The organism is Oceanococcus atlanticus (assembly GCF_002088235.1).
GTDB classification, from domain to species: Bacteria; Pseudomonadota; Gammaproteobacteria; order Nevskiales; family Oceanococcaceae; genus Oceanococcus; species Oceanococcus atlanticus.
Genome location: NZ_AQQV01000002.1, coordinates 279,359 through 299,360, shown reverse-complemented (window position 1 = coordinate 299,360; position 20,002 = coordinate 279,359). Strand labels below are relative to the sequence as shown.

At 61.0% G+C, this 20,002-nt stretch carries 21 protein-coding genes and 1 riboswitch; of the genes, 8 read left to right on the top strand and 13 right to left on the bottom strand.

The features are described from left to right. Positions 1–35: 35 nt before the first annotated feature. Genes ATO7_RS08635 through ATO7_RS08625 form a run of 3 tightly spaced genes read right to left on the bottom strand, consistent with a single transcriptional unit; the run spans position 36 to position 3,080 of the window. Complete coding sequence (locus tag ATO7_RS08635; protein ID WP_083561275.1) at positions 36–452, bottom strand: response regulator; 417 nt, start codon at positions 450–452, stop codon at positions 36–38. Continuing rightward, complete coding sequence (locus ATO7_RS08630; RefSeq protein ID WP_158523122.1) at positions 449–2,371, bottom strand: sensor histidine kinase; 1,923 nt, start codon at positions 2,369–2,371, stop codon at positions 449–451. Before ATO7_RS08630 ends, ATO7_RS08635 begins: the two co-directional genes overlap by 4 nt. Then, the gene (locus ATO7_RS08625) at positions 2,358–3,080 is read right to left on the bottom strand and encodes a sensor histidine kinase (RefSeq protein WP_083561790.1); all 723 of its coding nucleotides are present in this window, start codon (positions 3,078–3,080) and stop codon (positions 2,358–2,360) included. Before ATO7_RS08625 ends, ATO7_RS08630 begins: the two co-directional genes overlap by 14 nt. Positions 3,081–3,151: 71 nt before the next feature. Between ATO7_RS08625 and ATO7_RS08620 the strand changes: the two genes are divergently transcribed. Next, positions 3,152–4,093 (top strand): GGDEF domain-containing response regulator, encoded by a 942-nt coding sequence (locus tag ATO7_RS08620; RefSeq protein ID WP_158523121.1) that lies wholly within the window; start codon positions 3,152–3,154, stop codon positions 4,091–4,093. A gap of 216 nt (positions 4,094–4,309) precedes the next feature. Then, positions 4,310–4,415, bottom strand: a riboswitch (SAM-I-IV-variant riboswitch). Positions 4,416–4,580: 165 nt separating this feature from the next. Beyond that, the gene (locus ATO7_RS08615) at positions 4,581–6,329 is read left to right on the top strand and encodes a pilus assembly protein TadG-related protein (RefSeq protein ID WP_083561272.1); all 1,749 of its coding nucleotides are present in this window, start codon (positions 4,581–4,583) and stop codon (positions 6,327–6,329) included. A 7-nt stretch (positions 6,330–6,336) separates the two neighbouring features. On the opposite strand, the gene ATO7_RS08610 is transcribed toward ATO7_RS08615, so the two are convergent. Further along, the gene (locus ATO7_RS08610; RefSeq protein ID WP_083561271.1) at positions 6,337–7,086 is read right to left on the bottom strand and encodes a 2OG-Fe dioxygenase family protein; all 750 of its coding nucleotides are present in this window, start codon (positions 7,084–7,086) and stop codon (positions 6,337–6,339) included. A 330-nt stretch (positions 7,087–7,416) separates the two neighbouring features. Here ATO7_RS08610 and katG point away from each other — a divergent pair, with 330 nt between their 5' ends. Next, the gene (gene katG, locus ATO7_RS08605; protein ID WP_206044890.1) at positions 7,417–9,549 is read left to right on the top strand and encodes a catalase/peroxidase HPI; all 2,133 of its coding nucleotides are present in this window, start codon (positions 7,417–7,419) and stop codon (positions 9,547–9,549) included. A 41-nt stretch (positions 9,550–9,590) separates the two neighbouring features. Here katG and ATO7_RS08600 read toward each other — a convergent pair whose 3' ends face one another. From ATO7_RS08600 to ATO7_RS08585, 4 genes are read right to left on the bottom strand one after another with little or no spacing between them, the layout of a single operon-like run. Next, complete coding sequence (locus ATO7_RS08600; protein WP_146680238.1) at positions 9,591–10,460, bottom strand: DUF3299 domain-containing protein; 870 nt, start codon at positions 10,458–10,460, stop codon at positions 9,591–9,593. Continuing rightward, the gene (locus ATO7_RS08595; protein WP_083561268.1) at positions 10,457–11,728 is read right to left on the bottom strand and encodes an ABC transporter permease; all 1,272 of its coding nucleotides are present in this window, start codon (positions 11,726–11,728) and stop codon (positions 10,457–10,459) included. The genes ATO7_RS08600 and ATO7_RS08595 overlap by 4 nt, the downstream gene beginning before the upstream one ends. Beyond that, positions 11,725–12,381: an ABC transporter ATP-binding protein gene (locus ATO7_RS08590; RefSeq protein WP_083561267.1), complete on the bottom strand. Its 657-nt coding sequence runs from the start codon at positions 12,379–12,381 to the stop codon at positions 11,725–11,727. Before ATO7_RS08590 ends, ATO7_RS08595 begins: the two co-directional genes overlap by 4 nt. Then, positions 12,374–12,781 carry a MerC domain-containing protein gene (locus ATO7_RS08585; protein ID WP_083561266.1) on the bottom strand — a complete coding sequence of 136 codons (408 nt, stop codon included), beginning with the start codon at positions 12,779–12,781 and terminating at the stop codon, positions 12,374–12,376. The genes ATO7_RS08590 and ATO7_RS08585 overlap by 8 nt, the downstream gene beginning before the upstream one ends. 126 nt (positions 12,782–12,907) lie before the next feature. Here ATO7_RS08585 and ATO7_RS08580 point away from each other — a divergent pair, with 126 nt between their 5' ends. Continuing rightward, positions 12,908–13,891: an alpha/beta fold hydrolase gene (locus tag ATO7_RS08580; protein WP_240499449.1), complete on the top strand. Its 984-nt coding sequence runs from the start codon at positions 12,908–12,910 to the stop codon at positions 13,889–13,891. Beyond that, positions 13,891–14,283: a YchJ family protein gene (locus ATO7_RS08575; protein ID WP_083561265.1), complete on the top strand. Its 393-nt coding sequence runs from the start codon at positions 13,891–13,893 to the stop codon at positions 14,281–14,283. Before ATO7_RS08580 ends, ATO7_RS08575 begins: the two co-directional genes overlap by 1 nt. Before the next feature lie 6 nt (positions 14,284–14,289). Here the strand turns inward: ATO7_RS08575 and ATO7_RS08570 are convergent, their stop codons facing one another. The 3 genes from ATO7_RS08570 to zigA are packed head-to-tail and all read right to left on the bottom strand — an operon-like array spanning position 14,290 to position 16,635. Further along, on the bottom strand, positions 14,290–14,757 hold the full coding sequence (locus tag ATO7_RS08570; protein WP_083561264.1) for a Fur family transcriptional regulator: 468 nt from the start codon (positions 14,755–14,757) through the stop codon (positions 14,290–14,292). 25 nt (positions 14,758–14,782) lie between these two features. Continuing rightward, on the bottom strand, positions 14,783–15,436 hold the full coding sequence (locus ATO7_RS08565) for a DUF1826 domain-containing protein (RefSeq protein WP_158523120.1): 654 nt from the start codon (positions 15,434–15,436) through the stop codon (positions 14,783–14,785). Next, entirely contained in the window at positions 15,436–16,635 is a 1,200-nt protein-coding gene (gene zigA, locus ATO7_RS08560) for a zinc metallochaperone GTPase ZigA (RefSeq protein ID WP_083561788.1), read from the bottom strand. Before zigA ends, ATO7_RS08565 begins: the two co-directional genes overlap by 1 nt. A gap of 59 nt (positions 16,636–16,694) precedes the next feature. On the opposite strand from zigA, the gene dksA reads away from it, so the two are divergent. Together dksA and folE are read left to right on the top strand one after the other, a co-directional pair. Beyond that, complete coding sequence (gene dksA / locus ATO7_RS17015) at positions 16,695–17,129, top strand: RNA polymerase-binding protein DksA (protein ID WP_206044850.1); 435 nt, start codon at positions 16,695–16,697, stop codon at positions 17,127–17,129. Beyond that, entirely contained in the window at positions 17,107–17,718 is a 612-nt protein-coding gene (folE, locus tag ATO7_RS08555) for a GTP cyclohydrolase I FolE (RefSeq protein WP_206044849.1), read from the top strand. The genes dksA and folE overlap by 23 nt, the downstream gene beginning before the upstream one ends. Before the next feature lie 7 nt (positions 17,719–17,725). Here folE and ATO7_RS08550 read toward each other — a convergent pair whose 3' ends face one another. Further along, positions 17,726–18,622, bottom strand: a complete 897-nt coding sequence (locus ATO7_RS08550; RefSeq protein ID WP_083561262.1) for a metallophosphoesterase — start codon at positions 18,620–18,622, stop codon at positions 17,726–17,728. Continuing rightward, positions 18,619–19,344, bottom strand: a complete 726-nt coding sequence (locus ATO7_RS08545) for a crotonase/enoyl-CoA hydratase family protein (protein WP_158523119.1) — start codon at positions 19,342–19,344, stop codon at positions 18,619–18,621. The genes ATO7_RS08550 and ATO7_RS08545 overlap by 4 nt, the downstream gene beginning before the upstream one ends. Positions 19,345–19,558: 214 nt before the next feature. On the opposite strand from ATO7_RS08545, the gene ATO7_RS16790 reads away from it, so the two are divergent. Then, positions 19,559–19,948, top strand: a complete 390-nt coding sequence (locus tag ATO7_RS16790; protein ID WP_146680237.1) for a hypothetical protein — start codon at positions 19,559–19,561, stop codon at positions 19,946–19,948. Positions 19,949–20,002: the final 54 nt, after the last annotated feature.

Sequence of the window (20,002 nt, the reverse complement as noted above, 5' to 3'; positions counted from 1 at the left end):
CGCATGCAAGTGCGCACCGCCGTGTCGCGGATGTCTCACACCTCAAGATCAGGAAAATGCTTGCTCAGCAATTCACCGAGCGCTTCGCGCGTCAGCGGTTTGGACACGAAATCGGAGATCGCTTCGTTTGAATCGGCCAGCGATTTGTCGTCCGGGTTGAGCGATGTTGTCAGCATCATGAGCACGACACCGCCACGCATGTCCTCATCCAGGGCCTCGTAGGCGGCGAGGAACTCCCAGCCGTTCATCACCGGCATATTGATGTCCAGGCAGATCAGATCCGGCCTGGGCAGCTGGCCCTGCTGAGGCGTGGTCAGATAGTCCAGCGCTTCACGTCCATTCAGCTTGACGACAATCTCGTCGGCGCAGCCCATCTCTTCAAACAGCATTTCGTGCATGAAATTGTCGGCTTCGTAGTCGTCAATCAGCAATACGCGCTTCAATCTTTTCATCCTTTGTTGGCCTCCGTCGGCCGGTTTGCCGACACTTCCTGTAGCGTGAACATGAAACGCGAGCCGCCACCCGGCGCATCTTCAATCCAGATGTTGCCGCCGTGCATTTCGACGATTTTGCGGCAGTGTGCCAGACCGATACCGGTGCCTTCGTATTCGTTGCGATTCTGCAAACGCTGAAAAATCATGAACACCTTCTCACGCGCTTCAGGGGCGATGCCTAACCCGTTGTCGGTGACTGAAAACTGCCATGCGCGCCCCTGACGGGTGGCCTCAATGGCGACAACCGGTGTCACGTCGGGGCGCGTGAACTTCAGCGCGTTACCGAGCAGGTTCTGAAAAAGCAGACGCACTTCCACGGCGAAAACATGCAGTTCGGGGAGCGACCCGACACTGATCGAAGCGTTCTTGCTTTCGATCGAGGCATGCAAGTCGTCGATGACACCCTTGATCATGGCAGCAAAATCGACATCTTCAGGTTCGGCTTTCTTGCCCAGCCGGCTGTATTCAAGCAGCCCGTGAATCAGCGATTGCATGCGCTGGCAGGAATCCAGAATGAAGTTCAGGCTTTTTTGCCCGCGCTCATCAAATTGATCCAGGTAGCGGCTGTGCAGCATGGTGGAAAAGCTGGTGATCGTGCGTACCGGCTCTTGCAAGTCGTGCGAAGCGATGTAGGCGAACTGCTCCAGCTCCTTGTTCTTCGCGACCAGTTGATCATTGCGCCGGCGCACCGCATCCAGGCTGTTCTCCAGCGCGCGGGCCAGTTCGCCGGCTTCGTCTGGCAGGGACGAAGGAATGCTTAGCGTCGTGTTGTCGACATCCAGATTGCGCACCGATTCGGCCAGTTTCTCGATGGGACTGACGATGCGCCGCGCCAGGATCGTACCGACCACGAAGGCGATGCCAGCCAGCGCGATGATCAGCAACGCGGCTTGTTTCGCGACGTCGCGCGAGACGACCGTGATGTCATTGAAGCCGTCGGTAACCACGTGATAGAGCTTTTGCGCTGATGCCTGCGGACCGAATGTGACCGCGAGGGCACTGAGGACCTGCTGGTTGTCGGTATCCACGCGTGATTCCACATGGGCACCGTTATGCATCAGCGTCTCGAGCAACGGGAAGTCCGACTGAGCTTGCGCCTGAACGCCATGCTCAAATTCGAATTCGCGTTCGCGTCTTGGGTGCACCAGATAGTGGCCATCCTGGTTCGCGACATAGTGGGTCTGTTTGGTGTCCACGCCGGTGGTAAGTTCGCGCAATGCACTTTCAACAGCCAGGTTGATCACCACGATACCGAACACCTCGCCGCTGGTCTGATCGACAACCGGTGTGGAGGATCGGATCACCGGCATATAGGGTTTTTCGATCACACCTTGCTCGCGGTTGAGGTTGATCGGCGACAGATCAACCTGACCGGAATCTTTGTTGATGGCAGATATGAAGTACGGCTCTGTGCCTTTTTGCTGCAGGGCAGTGGTTTCCACTATGCGGACTTCGGCCGTGTTGAGGTCACGATCCACCCGGACAAGTTCGCGGCCTTGATCGTCGATGCCGATGTAGCGGACTTGCAGGTAATCAGGTTTGTTGCGAATTAGACCTTCGAATATGACCTCAAGACGTTGCCGCCACATCGCCAATGTTGAGCCATCCGTAGGGTCTGTGCCAGCCACGTTGGCCCGGATGATGCCTTGTATCGGCGGGGTGTTGGCCAGCAGCAACGTGTCGCGGGTCAGCTCATCAATCCGGCTTATGAACTTGGTTGCCTGAATCTCGGCCTCACGCTCCAGATCGCCCGAGGTCGAATCGATCAGCACGCTGTTCAAACGAGAAAAAATCAGCGCGGATGCGAGCACAGCAGTCAGGGTCACAATCAGAACCATGACCAGCGCAAGGCGTGAGGAAATGCTATTGCGTTTCATGCTGCGCTCCGAGCTGGAAGTAAACACGGGTGCCTTGGTCGGGGATGGACCGAAGCCACAAGCGCCCATGATGCAATCTGGCAATTTTGCTGGCCATGCTTAGCCCCATACCCAAGCCATCGCCGTAGACGCCCTGCGCGTGCAGGCGACAAAACACGGCGCCAGCCCGTTCCAGTCCGCTTGGCGACATGCCAATGCCGTTGTCATCAACACAATAGGCATCCTCGTCCTGGTCGAAGCTCACCGTAATCTTGCGCGTGTCCTGATCATTGAACTGCACCGCATTGGTCATCAGTTCATCCAATAAGCGCGTGATCAAGCCTTTGTCGCCGGAGGCGGCCGGCAGCTGCGCGGCGATGTCCAAGGCGAGATTGGCCTGCGGGAACTGTTCCTGCAGTCGCGTGCCGGCGGATCGAGCCAGCTCGGTCATATCCAGCGGCTCGACGTGCAGTTCGGGCTGTCCCAGGCGGGAATAGGCGAGCAGGGCATCAAGCATGCCCTGCGCCTTACCGGCCAGCTCGGGAATTTGACGGAGCAATTCTTGCTCGCGTGTATCCAGCTTGTCGTGAGCGCGACGTTCGAGCATCTTGGAAAAATGCAGGATGGCGCGCAACGGCGCATGCAAGTCGTGGGCGACTGAATAGGCGAAGGACTCCAGTTCCTTCTCCAGCGCCTGCAGCTTCTGCGCTGCGATGTGTTGTGAACCCATATGAACCAATAAGCTCTTCAGGATGACAAAGGTACAATACGCGTCAATAAAGCGGTTACGAACCCATGACCATGAATGAATCTCCGCGTATCGCGCTGGTTGATGACTCGGCGAGTGATCAACTGATCTTCAGCGATATGCTCAGTACCGCGATGCCCGGCGCTGTGGTCGAGGTGTTCAGTGATGCAGAGGCCTTTCTCAGTTCGCTTGAACATGCCCACTTTGATTGCATCCTGCTTGATCTCAACCTGCCCGGCGACAGCGGTATGGAATTGCTGCAAGTGTTGCGCCGTGAACCGCGTTATCGCCTGGTTCCGATCATCATGTTGACCGGCTGGGGCAATGAGGCGGTGGCGGTCAAAGCGATCAAGCGCGGCGCAACAGACTACCTTTCCAAACGAGACGCTGACGAACAGGCCTTGCGGCGGGTGATTGAAGCGGCTTTTGAAGACGCACTGCGCGAACAGCAGGAGGATCAGCAGCTGAACCTCCTGAAATCGCAGGCGCGGACCGATGCGCTGACCGGTTTGCTCAATCGTTCAGCCTTTGAGGAGTGTTTGCGGGCATTGTCGGGTGGTGACGTGGCCCCGCGCTCCTTTGCCGTGCTCAACATCGATCTGAACAAGTTCAAGCCGGTGAATGACAACTTTGGGCATGCCGCAGGTGATCGGGTGCTCAAAAGCATCGCGCAGGGCCTGCAGTCAGTCGTACGCACCAGCGATCGGGTGTTTCGGCTGGGTGGTGACGAATTCCTGGTGTTGTTGACACCCGGGCCCTCCGAGGCTGAGCTTGCCGGTATGGCCGAACGCATTCATGCCCGCTTGCACGAGCCGGTTTTCGCTGAAGACCGCACCTGTATTTACGCCGGTGGGGGCAGCGTTGGTGTAGCCCGTTACCCGCAAACCTCAGGTTCGGTAGACGAGGTTCTGGCGACGGCGGACCGCGCCATGTACGAGGCGAAAAAATCGGGGCGCGGCGTTGTGATTGTCGATGCCGCTGCGCTTAACCCCTGAGTTTGAGTAGCCATTCGGTCGTACCGATTGGTCCTCGCTGACAGCTCACCTGGTGGCCTTCTGAGCGCAGCTGCTGCTCCAGCGTGCGCGGCGGCGGTTGTTTGACGGGGCGCTGACATGTGTCACGCGGGTGGGTCGCAACTTTGGCGACGCAGACTTGATTGGTTTGCATTGGGCTCGTCCATGGTTGTGAAAAACCACATCCGGAGCTGCTGAAGGAATCCCATTGGTTGCCGAAGTGGCCACATCCTACGTGTGCAGCACCACCTTGCCGGGACGGCAGGTTGGTGGGACGCCGAAGCATCCGCTCTTGATGATGCGGCGCATTCTAAACGGCCGCTGCAGCTGAATCAACGCGACAAGGCGTTCACATTTTCTTGACCTGCTCAGGTTCAGCGTACGGCGCCGCGGCGCCAGATTCGGCGCTGCGTGCAAAAGCCGCGCCGCGACCGCAGTTGCTGCGCGCACGATGAGAAAAGGATGTCTCATGAGCTTTTCCCCCGGGTCGGCCCGGCTGCCAGGTGCGCAGCGCGGGGCTGCAGCCGTTCTGGCTTCGATCATGCTGGTGGCCATGCTTGCCGCAGCGGGCTTTGCAATCGATATGGCGCAACTCTACAGCGCCAAAAGAGATCTTCAGAAGCAAGCCAACCTGTCGGCACTTAACGCGGCCCGTGGTGCGGGCGGTTGTCTGGCTCCGGATGATCCGCGCGGGCGCTACAACGTTGCTTTCAGCACAGTTCAGACGACCTTGGCGCAACTCAATCCGCAGGGCGCGACAAATCCGGATATGCAGGTGCGATTGGGTCGCGTGGATACCGCGCCTGGCGGCTTGCGTGCTTTCGCCGCATTGCCATCATCACGCGCCGGTGAGGCCTACGCGGTGGATGTGAGCCTGAGCCGGCCTGCGCCGCGGTTGGTTCTGCCTTTGCCTGGTATAAGCAGTGATGAGCGACCGATGCTGCAGGCACGTGCCGTGGCGGCCATGGCGCCATCAGCAAGTTTTCGTGTGGGCGGCTCGCTACTCAGCATCAACCAGGGTTATGTCAGTTTGCTGAATGCCGTGCTGGGGGCATTGTTGGGTGCTGATCCTCAACTTGAGGTGCTGGGTGTCAATGGTTTGCTGGCCACAACGGTGCGCTTGGAAGAGTTGGCTGTGGCCCTGGGCATGCACAGCGTTGACCAAATGCTCTACAGCACCTTGTCGTTGCTGGATGTGTTGACCGGCGTGTTGGCCGTGGCTGTACAGTCGGGCAGCGACGGCGCAGCCCAGGCGTTGTCGCAGATCGCCAACGTGGCACCCGATCAGCCCGTGGTGGTGGGCGACTCTCTATCGGCCGGGGCAGCGCTGGTTAGCGGCGTGGGCAACACCGTTGTGAATGCGCTGGATCTGGTGTCATCGCTGCTTTTTCAACTCGGTGGGTCGGAAATCACGCTGGGCTTACCGGTGAATATTCCCGGCATTGCCAGCGCTGAGCTGGCGCTAGAACTGGCCGGCTTGCCAGTGCTTGGTGTGGGGCCAGCGCTGGCTGATGAAAGCGGCTACGCGCTGACCTTTGCTCAATCCTCGCAGGCCCAGGTTGATCTGTCGCTCAACCTGTTGCCGCTGCTGGGCAGCCCCTTGGCGGTCAACTTGCAGCTCGACGTGGTGCAGAGCCAAGCGGAGTTGCTGGATGTCGACTGCGCCGGGCCGCAACGTAGCCAGCCGAGCGTGCGTTTGGGCCTGGATGCGGGGCTGGCCGCTCTGAAAATCCAGAATGACGGCATCCGCCATCCGCCTTTGGTCAACCTGTTGGGCTTGATTCAGATCTGTGCCTGGACGGAACAGCCTCCACCCGGAGGGCTGACCTATGAAGAGCGCACCCTGACGGGGCCATTCGATCCGGATAACCCGGAGCTGCTGGCCCGCAACACCATCGAGTTCGGCGTCGGTGCGGGGACTCAGTTGTCGCAGTTGCTATCAGATGTGCTGGACAACACGTACGTGCAGTTCTGTCCCGGTTCGCCGTTGGGTCCGGCGCTGAATCTTATCTTGTTGCCGATATTGAGCTTGCTTGGTCTGGGTAGCGCCAATGGCTTGCTTGACCTGGTCGAAGGGCTGTTGACCGGCGTCCTCTCAGGTATTTTGGACCCGGTGCTCGATCCATTGCTGGCCATGCTGGGGGTCAGTATTTCGGGCGGTGAGGTGACCGTACTTGATGTGTATATGGCGCCGCCGGCCCTGATCGAGGTGAACTGAGCCCGGCTTAAGCCGTCGCGGGGTGACGGCTGTAGGTGATGACCAGCACATCGCGAAATGACGCCTGATCCGGCTGCGTCGGTGCCACCGGCGTGACACCGTGAAAGATGCGGTGATCGTCAATGATGGCGGCATCCAGTGGTTCAGCCAGGGTAAAGCTGCCCAGCTCGTCGCCGCCTGAATTGAAAATCTGGGTGGTGCCGCTGGCAATGTTGTGGCGCTGGATGAGGAGCACCAGAACGTAATCAACGCCATCGCGATGGGCACCTTCCGGGGTGGGTTGCGCGGCTTCATTGGGGCTGGCTTCGATACGAAATTGATGCGCTTCGCAATGCCAGCGGGTGATGTCTGGCGCCAGTGTTTCAAACAGACGTGCGCCGAAACGCAGGATGGTCTGCATGGACCCGCCTTCGCACACGCGGGTGTCGATCGGCGAGAACCAACGTGGAATTCCGCCATTGAGGCGGTTGTATTCAAGGCTTTGGTAGTGGGCCTGATGTGGCGCCAAGCGCGGCGCCGCATCTTTGTCGATGGCAAAGCAGGCGTGCCGCCGGCGGCGGTAGCGACCGCCGTCAGCCATGTATGGATCAATGTGCAAATCACCCCAGCTGGCACTGAATGTGGACCAGTCGGCCAGACTTCCGAAACGCTCGATGTGTGGTCGTAAGTCGATGCCGGACATCAGCGCATAACCGTGATCAGAGATCTGCGCGGCGATCGATTCGAGTGGGTCTAAGGTGATCTGAGAGCTGTTCATCAAGCCGCCATTATCTCATTGAACGCCGTAGAGGCGGGGGTTCACACCCTTGATACGGGAAATCAATAAAATCCATCAAAAAATACAATCAATAAATTATTAATAATAAAAAAAACAAATGATAGGTTGTTGGACGGCACGAGGCCAGAACCACACAGAGGAGTCAGTCCCATGCATAGTCCGTCCCCGATTTTCGGTGTGATTGCCCTGGCAATTGCACCTCTGGTGCTTACCGCCTGTGGCGCGGCAAGCGACGAGCAATCCCCGCCGGTCCCCGAACCCAAGACCGAACCGGCCAAAACAACCAATGATGCAGCCCACGCCCAAGGCATGGCCAAGCCCAATTCATTCTGGTGGCCTGAGGAACTGGATCTGACGCCTTTGCGTCAGCACGCCGCCGAATCCAGCCCGTTCGATGACAGCTTTGACTATGCCGAGGCTTTCAAAAGCCTGGATATCGAGGCGGTCAAGAAAGATATCGAAGCGGTGCTGACCACCTCGCAGGACTGGTGGCCGGCGGACTACGGGCACTATGGCCCGTTTTTCATCCGCATGGCCTGGCACAGCGCCGGGACCTACCGCATCTTTGACGGGCGCGGCGGTGCCGGTGGCGGTCAGCAGCGTTTCGAGCCGCTCAACAGCTGGCCGGACAATGCCAACCTGGACAAGGCCCGGCGTCTGCTGTGGCCGGTCAAGCAGAAATACGGTCGCAGCCTGTCCTGGGCCGACCTGATGGTCCTGACCGGCAATGTTTCGCTTACGTCGATGGGCTTCAAAACCTACGGCTTTGCTGGTGGCCGCGAGGACGACTGGGAGCCGGATCTGGTCTACTGGGGGCCGGAGCAGGAATGGCTGGCCGATGAGCGCTACAGCGGCGATCGCGAGTTGGAGCGCCCGCTTGCGGCCGTGCAGATGGGCCTGATCTACGTCAACCCGGAAGGTCCCAACGGCAATCCTGATCCGCTCGCCGCCGCTCAGGATATTCGTGAAACCTTTGGCCGCATGGCCATGAATGACGAGGAAACCGTGGCCCTGATCGCAGGCGGTCACACCTTTGGCAAGGCCCACGGCGCCAAGAAGCCCGAGGATTGTGTTGGCGTTGAGCCGGCTGCAGCACCGATCGAGCAACAGGGCTTTGGCTGGAAGAACAGCTGCGGCAGCGGCAAGGGTGTGGATACCACCACCAGTGGCCTGGAAGGCGCCTGGTCGGTCAATCCGGTTGCCTGGACCACCCAGTACCTCGACAACCTGTTTGCCTTTGAATGGGTCAAGACCAAAAGCCCGGCGGGTGGCACGCAATGGATTCCCGCAGACGGGCAGGCCGCCAATCTGGTGCCGGATGCGCATGACAAGAGCAAGCGCCACGCACCGATCATGTTCACCACCGACCTGTCTCTGAAGGAAGATCCGGCCTACCGCAAGATCGCCAAGCGTTTCCAGGAAAACCCGGAGGCGTTTGAACTGGCCTTCGCCAAGGCCTGGTTCAAGCTGACCCATCGCGACATGGGGCCGCGATCACGCTACATCAGCGTGGATCTGCCTGATGAAGATCTGCTGTGGCAGGATCCGCTGCCCAAGGCCAAAGGGCCGCTGATCAATGATGCCGACGTCAAAAAGCTCAAGGCCGCGATCTTCAAGACCGGTCACAGCGTGCCGGAGCTGGTGCGCACGGCCTGGGCGTCTGCCGGCAGTTTCCGCGCCACCGACATGCGCGGTGGAGCCAATGGGGCCCGCGTACGTCTGGCGCCGCAGAAAGACTGGCCGGTCAATAATCCGCAAGAGCTGGCCAAGGTGCTGGCTTCGCTGGAGACGGTGCAGAAGGACTTCAACGCCAGCTCCAGCCGCAAGGTCTCGCTGGCCGATCTGATCGTGCTGGCCGGCAGCGCGGCGGTGGAAAAGGCGGCGGAGCAGGGTGGCGTCAAGCTCAAGGTGCCGTTTGCGCCTGGGCGCGTGGATGCCACGGCTCAGCAGACGGATGCAGAAGCCTTTGCCGTGCTTGAACCCACGGCAGATGGTTTCCGCAACTACTACGCCAACAGCAACCGCGTTGCGCCTACCGCCAAGCTGATTGATCGGGCCAATATGCTGAGCCTCAGTGTGCCCGAGATGACCGTGCTGATCGGCGGCTTGCGCGTGCTTGATGCCAATGCCCAGGGCGTGCGTCATGGCGTGTTGACCGACAAGCCGGGCGAGCTCAGTCAGGACTTCTTCGTCAACCTGCTCGACATGTCCACGCGCTGGCAGAAAGCCAGCGATCAGGAGGGCCTGTACGAAGGGCGTGACCGCAGCAGCGGTGAGCTGCGCTGGACGGCCACACCGGTTGATCTGATCTTCGGCTCGCACTCTGAACTGCGAGCCATCGCCGAGGTGTATGCAGCCGATGATGCACGCGACAAGTTCGTCAAGGACTTCGTGGCCGCGTGGGTCAAGGTCATGCAGCTGGATCGTTTCGACCTGTCCTGAGGGCAGGCCTGCTCTGCGGCGGCGTCTTGGACGCCGCCGCTTTACTTTTTCAGCTGCGCATCGAGCAACTGGTAGACCACCCCTTGCTCACTGGATTGGAGGGTTTTCAGTACGCCTTCAAGTACCACCAGATCCCAGGTCACCTCAATGCCGTCGGGGGCAAGCACTTCAGCCGCGCCCGAGGGGCCGCCAGGCACATGGAAAAAGCAGCTTGGCGGGCTGGACGTCAGCACAAAACGGTTTTGCCGGCGCTGCGCTTCCAGTGGCAGCATGAAGCCAGCCAGCGTCACACGCGTTCCATCCAACGCTGCGATCTGGGCTGGAAACGTCGCGGTGACACCGTCTTCGGTGTATCCCACGGTGGCCCGCGTGAGTTCTGTCCATGGCACCACACCGTCGACCTCATCCGGGCTGGCGAAGCCGGCGGCTTTCAGACTGATGACATTGAGCCGAGCCAGCGTGGTTTCACCGGCGGCTTCGATGCTGAGGGTATCCAGACCCATGGCGCCGCCCATGACGGCAAAGTCGAACTGACCGTATTCATTGCTGCGAGCACCCGATTCGGATTCATTCAGATCGATCACACGGCTTTTCCCGTTGATCTGGATCTTGGGTGTCACGCCGGCCACAGGCATACCCTGAGCATCCGTGATCGACAGCGAAAAATAAGCGTAATCCTGCTCAAGCAGATCAACCACCAGTTCGCCCTCGGCGTTGAGATATGCCGCTTCGGCATACAGCGAAAGTCGCTTCGATTGGGCGTCGGCGGGGGCGGTGGCCGCCTGCGGCGCCTCCACGCTCAGCTCCTCTGCGGTCAAGCCTGCCGGTGGCGCGGCTTGCTCGGCTGAAGCAATGCTGGCGATAACAACAAGACCGGCGCACAGGCCGCGACTCAAGTGTGTTGGGTTCATGCATTGAGCCCTTGCAGATTGCGGATCACGTCGACCCGGTAGGCCTGCCAGGCCGGTATCGCACTGGCCACGACGCCGACGCCAACCAGGACCAGGAACAACCAGGTTTCCTGGCTCAGCCAGATCAGCCCGCTCACGCTCAGCCCGCGGGTGTCCTGCAGCCAGATGCCGAGCAGGCTGGTGGCGAGGTGGCCCAGGGCGAAGCCCATCACGGCGCCGAGCAGCGACAATATTAGGCCTTCCAATAGCAGCGCGGCGCACAATTCCTGCCGCGTGGCACCAAGACAGCGCAGCATGGCCAGATCGGCGGCGCGGGCTTTGAGGGCGGCGTACAGCGCGGCGAAAATGCCGAAGCCAGCGGTTGCGATCAGCAGCATGGCGAAGGCGCGGATACCGTCCAGGCCCAGGCCGGCGAGTTGCATCAGGCGCGACAGTTCAAACGCCGGTGAGGCCGCCTGAATCATTGAACTGCTGTTGATCTGCCGCGGCAGGGTCATGGCCGCCAGCGGGGTCGCGTAACGCAGCAGCATGGCGGTGATGTCGCGCGGCGGATGTGGTGCTGCGTCCTCTTCATGAGCGGATTCGGTGTGGTCATGGTCAGTCACATCGTGCTCGTGCTCGTGCTCGTGCTTGTGGCCTTGGTCGTGGTGTGGTTCGTCATGCAAGGTCCAGACGCTGTCCAGAGCGGTCAGAATCAAGCGATCGACAACACCGCTGCTGTTCTCAAGAATGCCGACCACACGGTACGGTCTTTCGTCATGAGTGTGTTGGCCAGGCACCAGGCCATGTGCGCTGCTGAAGCGCTGGTTCAGTGAAAGACCGCTTGTGCGTGCCACGGCGGCGCCGATGACAACCTGCATTTCGCCTTGCCACAGCCTGCCCTCAGCGAGTTTGGCGGGGTACAGCTTGAGATAGTCGTGGGTGGTGCCGACGATGCGAAAACCTTGATAGCTGTCACCCAGCGCCAGCGGCACAGCCTGTGCTATGCGCGGGTCGTCGAGCCAGGCGGCTGCATCCTCAAGTGCGATGTTTCCGATCGGTACATCGGCGTGATAAACGCTGGACAGGATCAGCTGGACCGGGCTGCCCTTGGCGCCGAGAACCAGATCCACGTTCTGAGCATCGCGGGCCAGGGTGCGCGAGAACTGTTCGCCGGCCAGCAACAGCAGCACGATCGTGGCTGTGCCCAGAGCCAGCAGAATCACGCTGAGCATGCTGCTCAGCGCATTGTGGCGCAGGTTGGCCACAGCGAATGAGAGCCAGCTCATGCCGAAGGCCTCAGGTGCAACTCGCGCGGGAAACTGCCGCGCAGGCGTTGATCATGGGTCACCACCACCAGGGCCGCGTTACAAGCCCGGGCGTGCGCCTGGATCAGGCCAATGGTGCGCGCGGCATTGTCGTCGTCCAGGCTGGACGTGGGTTCGTCAGCAAGCAGCAGCGCGGGCCGGTGAACCAGGGCGCGGGCAACCGCGACGCGCTGTGCCTGGCCCTGGCTGAGCACCTGCGGAGAGGCGTTCGCAAAAGCCTCAAGGCCAAGCTGTGCCAGGATGGTGCGACAGTGCGCGAGATCGATCCGAGTGCGGGCCAGACGCTGAGCCAGGGCCAGATTCTGAATCACGTTGAGCGCCGGAATCAGGTGCAGGCGCTGAAAAATGATGCCGATGTGCTGGCCCCGAAAGCGATCGCGCGCGCCAGCGTCAAGCTGGTTCAGGGCCTGTCCGCAGACCTCAACGTTGCCGCTGCTGGGGCGCAGCAGCCCGGCCATGGTGTGGAGCAAGGTTGATTTGCCGCAGCCTGAGGGGCCCAGAACGGCCAGTTGGTCGCCGGCTGCGAGGCTCAGCTGGTCCAACTCCAGCACCGCTGCGCCGTCCTCGTAGCTGTGACGCAAAGCCTGGATACGCAGGACAGCCTGGTCAGACATGGCTAATAGTCCTTAAGCGGCGGCGTGCCAGCATGCGCAGGTTCCACACATGAATACTCACCAGCATCACGCTGCCCAGCAATGTCAGAGGCGCTTCCAGTGCTGGCGCGCGTGGCGCCACCACAACCGCTGCAACCAGCGCAGAGATCGCCAGTAAGCCGGCGTAGAGAACGGGTCTGCGGCCATGCTGGCGGCAGCCACGGCCCAGCGCCCATGCGCTGAGTGGGGCAATCAGCATCAGCAGCCATGCATGAATCCATGCGGCGTGGCCGTCCAGCCAGGCCAGCAAGGGCAGCATGCTCATAAGCAGCGGCAAGGCCAGGCAATGGATCAGACACAATCCTGACAATGCAATGGCGCCGAGATCGCCTAAAGGATGAAGGGCTGGTGACTTCGCCATGGTATGAGCTGCGGTTGGCAGGTATTAAAACGTTATAATATAACAAACCAGGCGCCATCATCGCACACATGAAATGCAGCAGCGGCCTGCTGCACAATGGGCGGCATCGTTTTCGGGTTTTTGCTGATGCAGATGTTCAGACAGCTTGCGGTTTTCGGCGTTTTGGCGTGCTTGTTGTTGCTGGCACCGGCGGTGCGGGCAGACGCTTATCCCTATCCGCTCAAATCATTTGAATTTGAGAGCCAGCGGCAAACGCTGAGCATGGCTTACATGGATGTACCGGCGCAGGGGCAGGCGCGCGGTGTCTTTGTCTTGCTCCACGGCAAGAACTTCAACGGGGCCTACTGGGGCGACACCATGGCTTTGCTCGCGCAGCATGGCTTTCGTGTGATTGTTCCCGATCAGATTGGCTTCGGCGCATCGAGCATGCCGCGGCGTTATCAGTACAGCTTTGCCCAGCTGGCGGCCAACACGCGGGCATTGCTGGATTCACTGGGGCTTAAGGGCACACGTGTGCTGGGGCATTCCATGGGCGGCATGCTGGCCACCCGCTACGCGCTGCAATATCCCGATGCGGTGGAGCAGCTGGTGCTGCTCAATCCGATCGGTTTGGAGGACTGGCGCGCGATGGGTGTGCCGTATGTCGCGCCGGAGAGGATTTATCAGGCCGAACGCAAGAAAAGCTACGCCAGCATTCAGGCGTATCAGCAGGCCAGCTACTACGACGGTAAGTGGAAAGACAGCTACACCCCGTGGGCGCGGATGCTGGCCGAGGCCTACAGCGGCGAGCGTGGCGATGCGTTTGCCTGGAGCATGGCGCTGACCGCCGACATGATTCTGTCGCAGCCGGTGGTGTATCAATTTGATCAGCTGCGTGTGCCAACCGTGCTGATCGTCGGGCTGCGCGACCGCACGGCGATTGGGCGGCCGCTGGTCAGTGACGAGCTGGCCGCGCGCATGGGCGACTACCCGGCTTTGACGCGGAAGCTTGCAGCGCGCATACCGCAGCTTGATGTCATCACCTTTGATGGGGTGGGTCACTTGCCGCACATCGAGGCGCCGCAGAGATTTTTCGGTGCACTGCGCAGCGTGCTGGAGCCGGATGCCTGATGGCCAAATCTTCACAAGCGTGCCCCTGCGGCTACGGTCCGCATTACGAGCAGTGCTGCCAGCCCCTGCATCTGGGGCAACCGGCGCCCAGCGCGGAGGCGCTGATGCGTGCCCGCTATAGCGCCTACGTGCTGGATCAGCGCGACTATCTGGTGGCCAGCTGGCATCCGGATACGCGACCAGCAGAGCTTGAGCCCAACAGCCATGCGGCAAGCCGTTGGCTGGGGCTCAAGATCGTGCAGCAGCGGGCTTTGCCCAATGGTGACTGGCAGGTGGAGTTCGTTGCGCGCTATCGCCAGGCCAGTGGCAAGGCGGTGCGATTACATGAAATCAGCCGCTTCTGTCAGGTTGACGGGCAATGGCGCTATCTTGATGGTCACGCCCCGACCTGATGCGACTTATGGCGCGGGTTTGCTGCCCTGGGCCAGACAGCGTGCACAGCGCCCCACCACTTCGATGGTGCGGTGGTCAGGCTCGAAGCCGCGGGCGTGCGCAGCGTCGTCCAGACTGCCGGTCACGCCGGCACTGTGCAGCTCGTCGACATCACCGCAGTCGTTGCAGATTAAGAACTGGCTGAAGTGCGGATGATCCGGATGTTGGCATCCGACATAGGCGTGCAAGGACTCAAGCTTGTGCACCAGACCCTCGGCCTGCAGGAAGTCAAGCGCGCGATACACCGTTGGCGGCGCGATCTTGGGCTGCTTTTCACGCAGCGCCTCCATGATGTCGTAGGCCCCTAGCGGCCGCGTGCTGGCGCTGATCGCCGCCAGCACATCGCGCCGCTGGTTGGTCAGGCGAACGCCGCGCTCGCGGCACAGCCGCTCGGCCATCTGGATCGCTTTGGAGGCGGGTTGAGTCTTCGACATGGCCGCATTTTAAACCGGTTTGTGCTCAGGCGATCCAGTCCAGGGTCAGGACCAGTCGGCGATCACCTGGGGCGGGTTCGGGTGAGCGATGAACCAGACCACGTCCGTGGTTGCCTTCCCAGCCTTCGCCTTTCATGAGGGCCACATCGCCCGTCTCCAGTTGCTGGATTGCGCGTCCATCGCGGATCAGGCCCGAGGTTTCATCGGCCTGTCCCGCGCCGGCGCGGCCGAGCCAGCGGCGCTCGACAGCGTGCGCCGGCAGCCACTGGGTGGCGACACCATGCAGGGTCGTGATCAGGCGCACCGGCAGGTTGTCGACATGAAAGCGTGGACACATGGCGCGTTCGAGTGTCTCCAGGCGCAGGCCCAGCGCTTCTGCTTCGAACAGGTCGCTGAACATCGCGCAGCACTGGCCCAGATGATCCAGCAGCAGCGCGCGCCCCTGATCTGCTGGCAAGCTGCTGGCCAAATGCTGCGAAATCTCCTGCGCGGTCCCAACGATCTTCAAATTGAGTGGACGGGTGCCCTGGCACAGTGACTGTGCATAGTCGCGGATCGCGCAAGCTGGCTGGGCCTGCCACACCGCCAGATTGACATGTTCGTGATAGATATCCGCCAGCACCGCCGGGTTTTGGCTGTGCGCGGCCTGGTTGTCGTGCTCCTTACGCGCAAGGTTCATCATGCAGCCTCACTGGCCAGCCAGCGGGGGAACGGATCGGGTAAGGCGGCCCATGCGGCCGGCCCTGCGGCCAGCTCGGCATCGCTCAACAGGGCCGCATCAAGGCGCTGACGCATCTGTGTTTCGTCCAGCCCCTGGCCTATGAACACCAGTTCCTGGCGGCGGTCACCGAACTCACCGTCAAAGCGACTGAGAATGTGCTGGCGTTGCGCTTGCTCCTGTGGCCATTGCTCATCCGGCAGCGCCGACCACCAGTATCCGGCGGGGCCGTGGCGCATGATGCCGCCGGCCTGTGACCACTGGCCGGCCATATCGAAACGTGAAGCCAGCCAGAAAAAACCTTTGGAACGCAGCAGCGTGCCTTGCCAGCCACCACCGGTGATGGCGTCCCAGAATCGCTGCGGATGAAATGGTCGTTTGGCCCGATAGGCAAAGCTGCCGATGCCGTACTCTTCGGTTTCGGGTTTGTGCTCGCCGCGCAATTCACGCAGCCAGCCCGGCGCGCTGGCCGCACGTTCAAAGGAAAAGCGCCCGGTGTTGAGCAGTTTGTCGATCGGTGCCTGGCCGAAACTGGCGCAGACAATTTCCGCCTCGCGGTTGAGCTGTTGCAACATCGCGATCAGGCGTTGGCGCTCCTCGTGGCTGATCAGTTCGCTTTTGTTGAGCACGATGACATCGGCGAATTCGACCTGATCCATCAGCAAGTCAGCGACCGTGCGCTCGTCGTCCTCGCCCATGCTTTCACCGCGCTGGGCCAGGTCGTCAGCCTGATCCAGATCGGTGGGGAAGTTCACCGCATCGACCACGGTCACCATGGTGTCGAGGCGGGCCAAATCCGACAGGCTCTGGCCATTTTCGTCGCGAAACGTGAAGGTCTCGGCCACCGGCAGCGGCTCGGAGATGCCGGTGGATTCAATCACCAGGGCATCGAAGCGGCCCTCGCGGGCCAGGCGTGAGACTTCGATCAGCAGATCTTCCCTCAAGGTGCAGCAGATGCAACCGTTGGACATCTCGACCAGCTTCTCATCGGCGCGGTTGAGCGTGACTTCACGGTTGACCAGGTCTGCATCGATGTTGACCTCAGACATGTCGTTGACGATCACGGCCACACGCCGGCCATCGCGATTGTTGAGTATGTGATTGAGGGTGGTGGTTTTGCCGGCGCCAAGAAAACCGGACAGCACAGTAACGGGTAGCATCGTGAAATCCTGCAATGTTATAATGTAACAAATCGTGCCATGAATTCCGGTTGCAAGCAATGTCGTTATCGTCGTCCAAAGTGCCCGGGCAGGGCGCCCGTTTTACGCCGCGCTACGAGGGTCATTACCTCACGCCGGAGCAACTCGATGTGCTGCGCAGCAACTTGTTGAACTGGCGCGATGATGTGCTCAATGATGCCCAGCACACCATCGATCAGATGCGTGACGACAGTCATTTTGAGGTTGGTGACGAAGGTGATCGGGCGCAGCGCGAAACCAGCCAGACCCTGGAACTGCGCACGCGCGACCGGCAGCGCAAACTGCTGCGAAAGATCGAGCAGGCTTTGCTGCGTATCGAAACCGGGGATTACGGCTACTGCGAGGAAACCGGCGAGCCGATTGGTTACGAGCGGCTGCGTATTCGCCCTATGGCCACCATGTGTGTCGCCGCCCAGGAAGCGCACGAAAAGCGTGAGCGCAATTACCGTGGGTAAGTATCAAGACAACACGCCCGCGAGCTTGACCCGACCGTCACGCGAGCAGGCCGAAGAGGCGGTGCGGACCTTGATTCGCTGGGCTGGCGATGATCCCTTGCGTGAAGGTTTGCTCGACACGCCGGCCCGCGTGACGCGGGCCTATGAAGAATTTTTTGCCGGCTATGCCCAGAGCCCGCAAGACTTGCTCCAGGCCACATTTGAAGAGGTTTCAGGCTATCAGGACATGGTTCTGCTGCGTGATATTCGCCTGGAATCGCATTGCGAGCACCACATTGTGCCGATCATTGGTAAGGCTCACGTGGCCTATATGCCGTCCAGTCGCGTGGTCGGGATCAGTAAGCTGGTCCGGCTGGTCGAGGTTTTCGCGAAACGATTGCAAACGCAGGAAACCCTGACCGCACAGATCGCTCAGGCGCTGGATGCGGCGCTGGCGCCGCGCGGGGTGGCTGTGCTTATCGATGCGGCGCATCAGTGCATGACAACGCGCGGTGTCAAACAACCCGGTGTGAGCACTGTGACCTCACAGTTCAGCGGAGTGTTCGCAGCGGATGTCGCGTTGCAGGAGCGTATCTGGCGCCTGCTTTAAGCCGCGCTCAGGCGGGCGCGAGTGCGGTCTGGCTGAGCAGCATGCCGGCTTCGTCGACCCAGCACTCTTGGGCCTTGGCCTGACCGTTTTGCAGGCTCAGCGCGACATGATGACGTCGCGCGCCCTTGCCGCGAATACGCGCCACGCTGGCGGCGTTGATGTACAGCACGCCGTCCTGGCGCACCGCTGGCTGGCGCACCCCACCGCCGCGTTTGTGGCGGTGGTGCATGTGGCCGGCGACCACCGCAAGCACCTGTTTGCCCTGCGTCTGGGCATAGTCGATGGCGACACGCAGATCACGGTCGCCGAAATCACCGAACTGGGGTGAGAAGTCGCAGCCCCAGATGTCGGTCGATTGCTCGCCCAGGCCGCTGGGGCCATTGTGGGCCAGGAACACCAACTGGCCCGGTGCGGCATCCACCAGCTGCTTGAGCCGTTCGGCGCTGTCTTGGTAATTGCGAACGGCGTGCGCCTGGGCCATGTAGCGACGGAAATAGAATCGATCCGGGCCCATGGCATGCGGGCGCGCGGTGATCAGCCCGATGTGTGGGCTGATTGCGAACAGCTTGTAGCCGCCTAGCGCGATATCGCCAAGGGCACGCTGTAAGGCCTGCATGCGCTGCGGCATGCTGGCAGCGCCTCGATCACACAATGCCTGCCAGCCTTTGAGTTCGGCCAGCAGCTGCATCGGCGATGGGCCATCGTGGTTACCCGGAATCAACCAGGCCGGCTTGTTCAGTTCGGCCAGGCGTCGCGCCACCGGCACGGCGTTGGTGAAACGCGGCAGGTCGCCGGTGAACAGCAGGCCTTGATAGTGTGACTGGTTGAAATAGCGGGTGTCGGCACGGTCCCAGAAACCGTGCACGTCACCGATGCAGGCAAGCCGAACCGGGGGTTCGCTCATCGCTTGGGTTTGCCGCCCTGCAGGGCAAAGCGCACCGCATCCATGATGTCGAGCGGAACCTGGCGACGTATGGCTTTGATCTGTTTGGCGCGGATACGGCGCTTGGTGAAGCTGTGTGCCGTCATGTCTAGGTTTTTGAAGTGCTCGGCACGGGCCCGCGCGGTGTCCATGAGGGTGTCGACGCTGGTGAGTTCATCGTAGAAACCGGCGCTCACGGCACTCTCGGGGTTGAACGCCTCAGCCAGCGTCACCGCGCGCTGAAAGGCGGCGGGGGTCAGGCGCTGCTTCATCACCGTGATCGGCACGCGCGGCATCGGCAGGCCGATGGCGACTTCATTGGCGGTGATGGTGTAATCACCCTGCACGCCGAGGATGTAGTCACTGCTGAGCATCATGAACACGCCCATGGCGTAGGCGTGGCCGCTGCTGGCCGTGATCACCGGGTAGGGGTATTCCATGATGCGGGCGGTCAGCGAGTATCCGGCACGTAGCATGCGCAAGGTGTCGGCGTTGCCGGCCTTCATCACCTTGAGATCGTAACCGGCCGAAAGTATGCCTTCGCGCCCGGTCAGGATGACGATGGCCTTGTCTTTTTCGGCCTGGCGAAAGGCGCTGTAGATGCCTTTGAACACGGCAGGTGAGAGCGCATTGCGCTTGCCGTCGTCAATGGTGATGGTGGCGATGCCGTCATTGAATGCGTATGCGACGCTGTTGCTGGCCATGCTGTGTGCCCGGTAATTATCAGCCTTTGATTGTAGCGCGCAGGGGCGTTTGACCCTAGCCGCTCTGCTGCGTCTGTGGCCGGGCCATGTGTGTGGATGGACGCTACTGAATGGTGGGAGTAGCATGAATTTCAGGATGCGCCGTTCAAGCTTTCGGCTATCCCGAGCTATGACCACAACGCAGAGACAGCACACAAGATCATTTCCAGGCGCCATGTTGTGGCTGCTTGTCACGCTCGTGTTGCTTGGTGTCGGGGCGGGGTTTGGCTCTGAAGTCTCGCTGAGCCTTAACCAAGGTCAGGATACGGCGTTCGACGAGGCTCGCTGTGACCCGCTCGCGCTTGGTCGGCATGACGGCTGGCGGGGCAGCCCGCATCTGCGCCGCGCTTTGCCCAGTGCTGATGGTGACGACTCTTCGGATGGCGATAACGCACCGTTTGATCGACAGGCTCATCCAGGCCGGGCATACATCCTGGTGGCGGCGCTTGAGCAGCGCGGTTCGTCGCCATCACTGCATTTCGCGCGCACGCCGCGTTTCCGTCTTGCAATCTCGCGCGCACCGCCGCGCTCAGCGGTTTTCCCTACTACGTTTTCTGTCGGGTGAGGTGCGGCCAAGGGCCGCCTCACACCGTTTATGCATGACGTTGCATTCCGTTGG

Bases quoted from the DNA above. Each gene is read 5' to 3' on its own strand.
- ATO7_RS16790 (WP_146680237.1), top strand. From the start codon at position 19,559: ATGTTGTGGCTGCTTGTCACGCTCGTGTTGCTTGGTGTCGGGGCGGGG.
- ATO7_RS08545 (WP_158523119.1), bottom strand. From the start codon at position 19,344: ATGGCCAGCAACAGCGTCGCATACGCATTCAATGACGGCATCGCCACC.
- ATO7_RS08600 (WP_146680238.1), bottom strand. From the start codon at position 10,460: ATGAACCCAACACACTTGAGTCGCGGCCTGTGCGCCGGTCTTGTTGTT.
- ATO7_RS08625 (WP_083561790.1), bottom strand. From the start codon at position 3,080: ATGGGTTCACAACACATCGCAGCGCAGAAGCTGCAGGCGCTGGAGAAG.
- ATO7_RS08630 (WP_158523122.1), bottom strand. From the start codon at position 2,371: ATGAAACGCAATAGCATTTCCTCACGCCTTGCGCTGGTCATGGTTCTG.
- ATO7_RS08575 (WP_083561265.1), top strand. From the start codon at position 13,891: ATGGCCAAATCTTCACAAGCGTGCCCCTGCGGCTACGGTCCGCATTAC.
- ATO7_RS08590 (WP_083561267.1), bottom strand. From the start codon at position 12,381: ATGTCTGACCAGGCTGTCCTGCGTATCCAGGCTTTGCGTCACAGCTAC.
- ATO7_RS08550 (WP_083561262.1), bottom strand. From the start codon at position 18,622: ATGAGCGAACCCCCGGTTCGGCTTGCCTGCATCGGTGACGTGCACGGT.
- ATO7_RS08610 (WP_083561271.1), bottom strand. From the start codon at position 7,086: ATGAACAGCTCTCAGATCACCTTAGACCCACTCGAATCGATCGCCGCG.
- ATO7_RS08570 (WP_083561264.1), bottom strand. From the start codon at position 14,757: ATGTCGAAGACTCAACCCGCCTCCAAAGCGATCCAGATGGCCGAGCGG.
- ATO7_RS08620 (WP_158523121.1), top strand. From the start codon at position 3,152: ATGAATGAATCTCCGCGTATCGCGCTGGTTGATGACTCGGCGAGTGAT.
- ATO7_RS08635 (WP_083561275.1), bottom strand. From the start codon at position 452: ATGAAAAGATTGAAGCGCGTATTGCTGATTGACGACTACGAAGCCGAC.
- ATO7_RS08585 (WP_083561266.1), bottom strand. From the start codon at position 12,781: ATGGCGAAGTCACCAGCCCTTCATCCTTTAGGCGATCTCGGCGCCATT.
- ATO7_RS08565 (WP_158523120.1), bottom strand. From the start codon at position 15,436: ATGAACCTTGCGCGTAAGGAGCACGACAACCAGGCCGCGCACAGCCAA.
- dksA (WP_206044850.1), top strand. From the start codon at position 16,695: ATGTCGTTATCGTCGTCCAAAGTGCCCGGGCAGGGCGCCCGTTTTACG.
- ATO7_RS08595 (WP_083561268.1), bottom strand. From the start codon at position 11,728: ATGAGCTGGCTCTCATTCGCTGTGGCCAACCTGCGCCACAATGCGCTG.
- ATO7_RS08580 (WP_240499449.1), top strand. From the start codon at position 12,908: ATGCAGATGTTCAGACAGCTTGCGGTTTTCGGCGTTTTGGCGTGCTTG.
- katG (WP_206044890.1), top strand. From the start codon at position 7,417: ATGGCCAAGCCCAATTCATTCTGGTGGCCTGAGGAACTGGATCTGACG.
- zigA (WP_083561788.1), bottom strand. From the start codon at position 16,635: ATGCTACCCGTTACTGTGCTGTCCGGTTTTCTTGGCGCCGGCAAAACC.
- ATO7_RS08615 (WP_083561272.1), top strand. From the start codon at position 4,581: ATGAGCTTTTCCCCCGGGTCGGCCCGGCTGCCAGGTGCGCAGCGCGGG.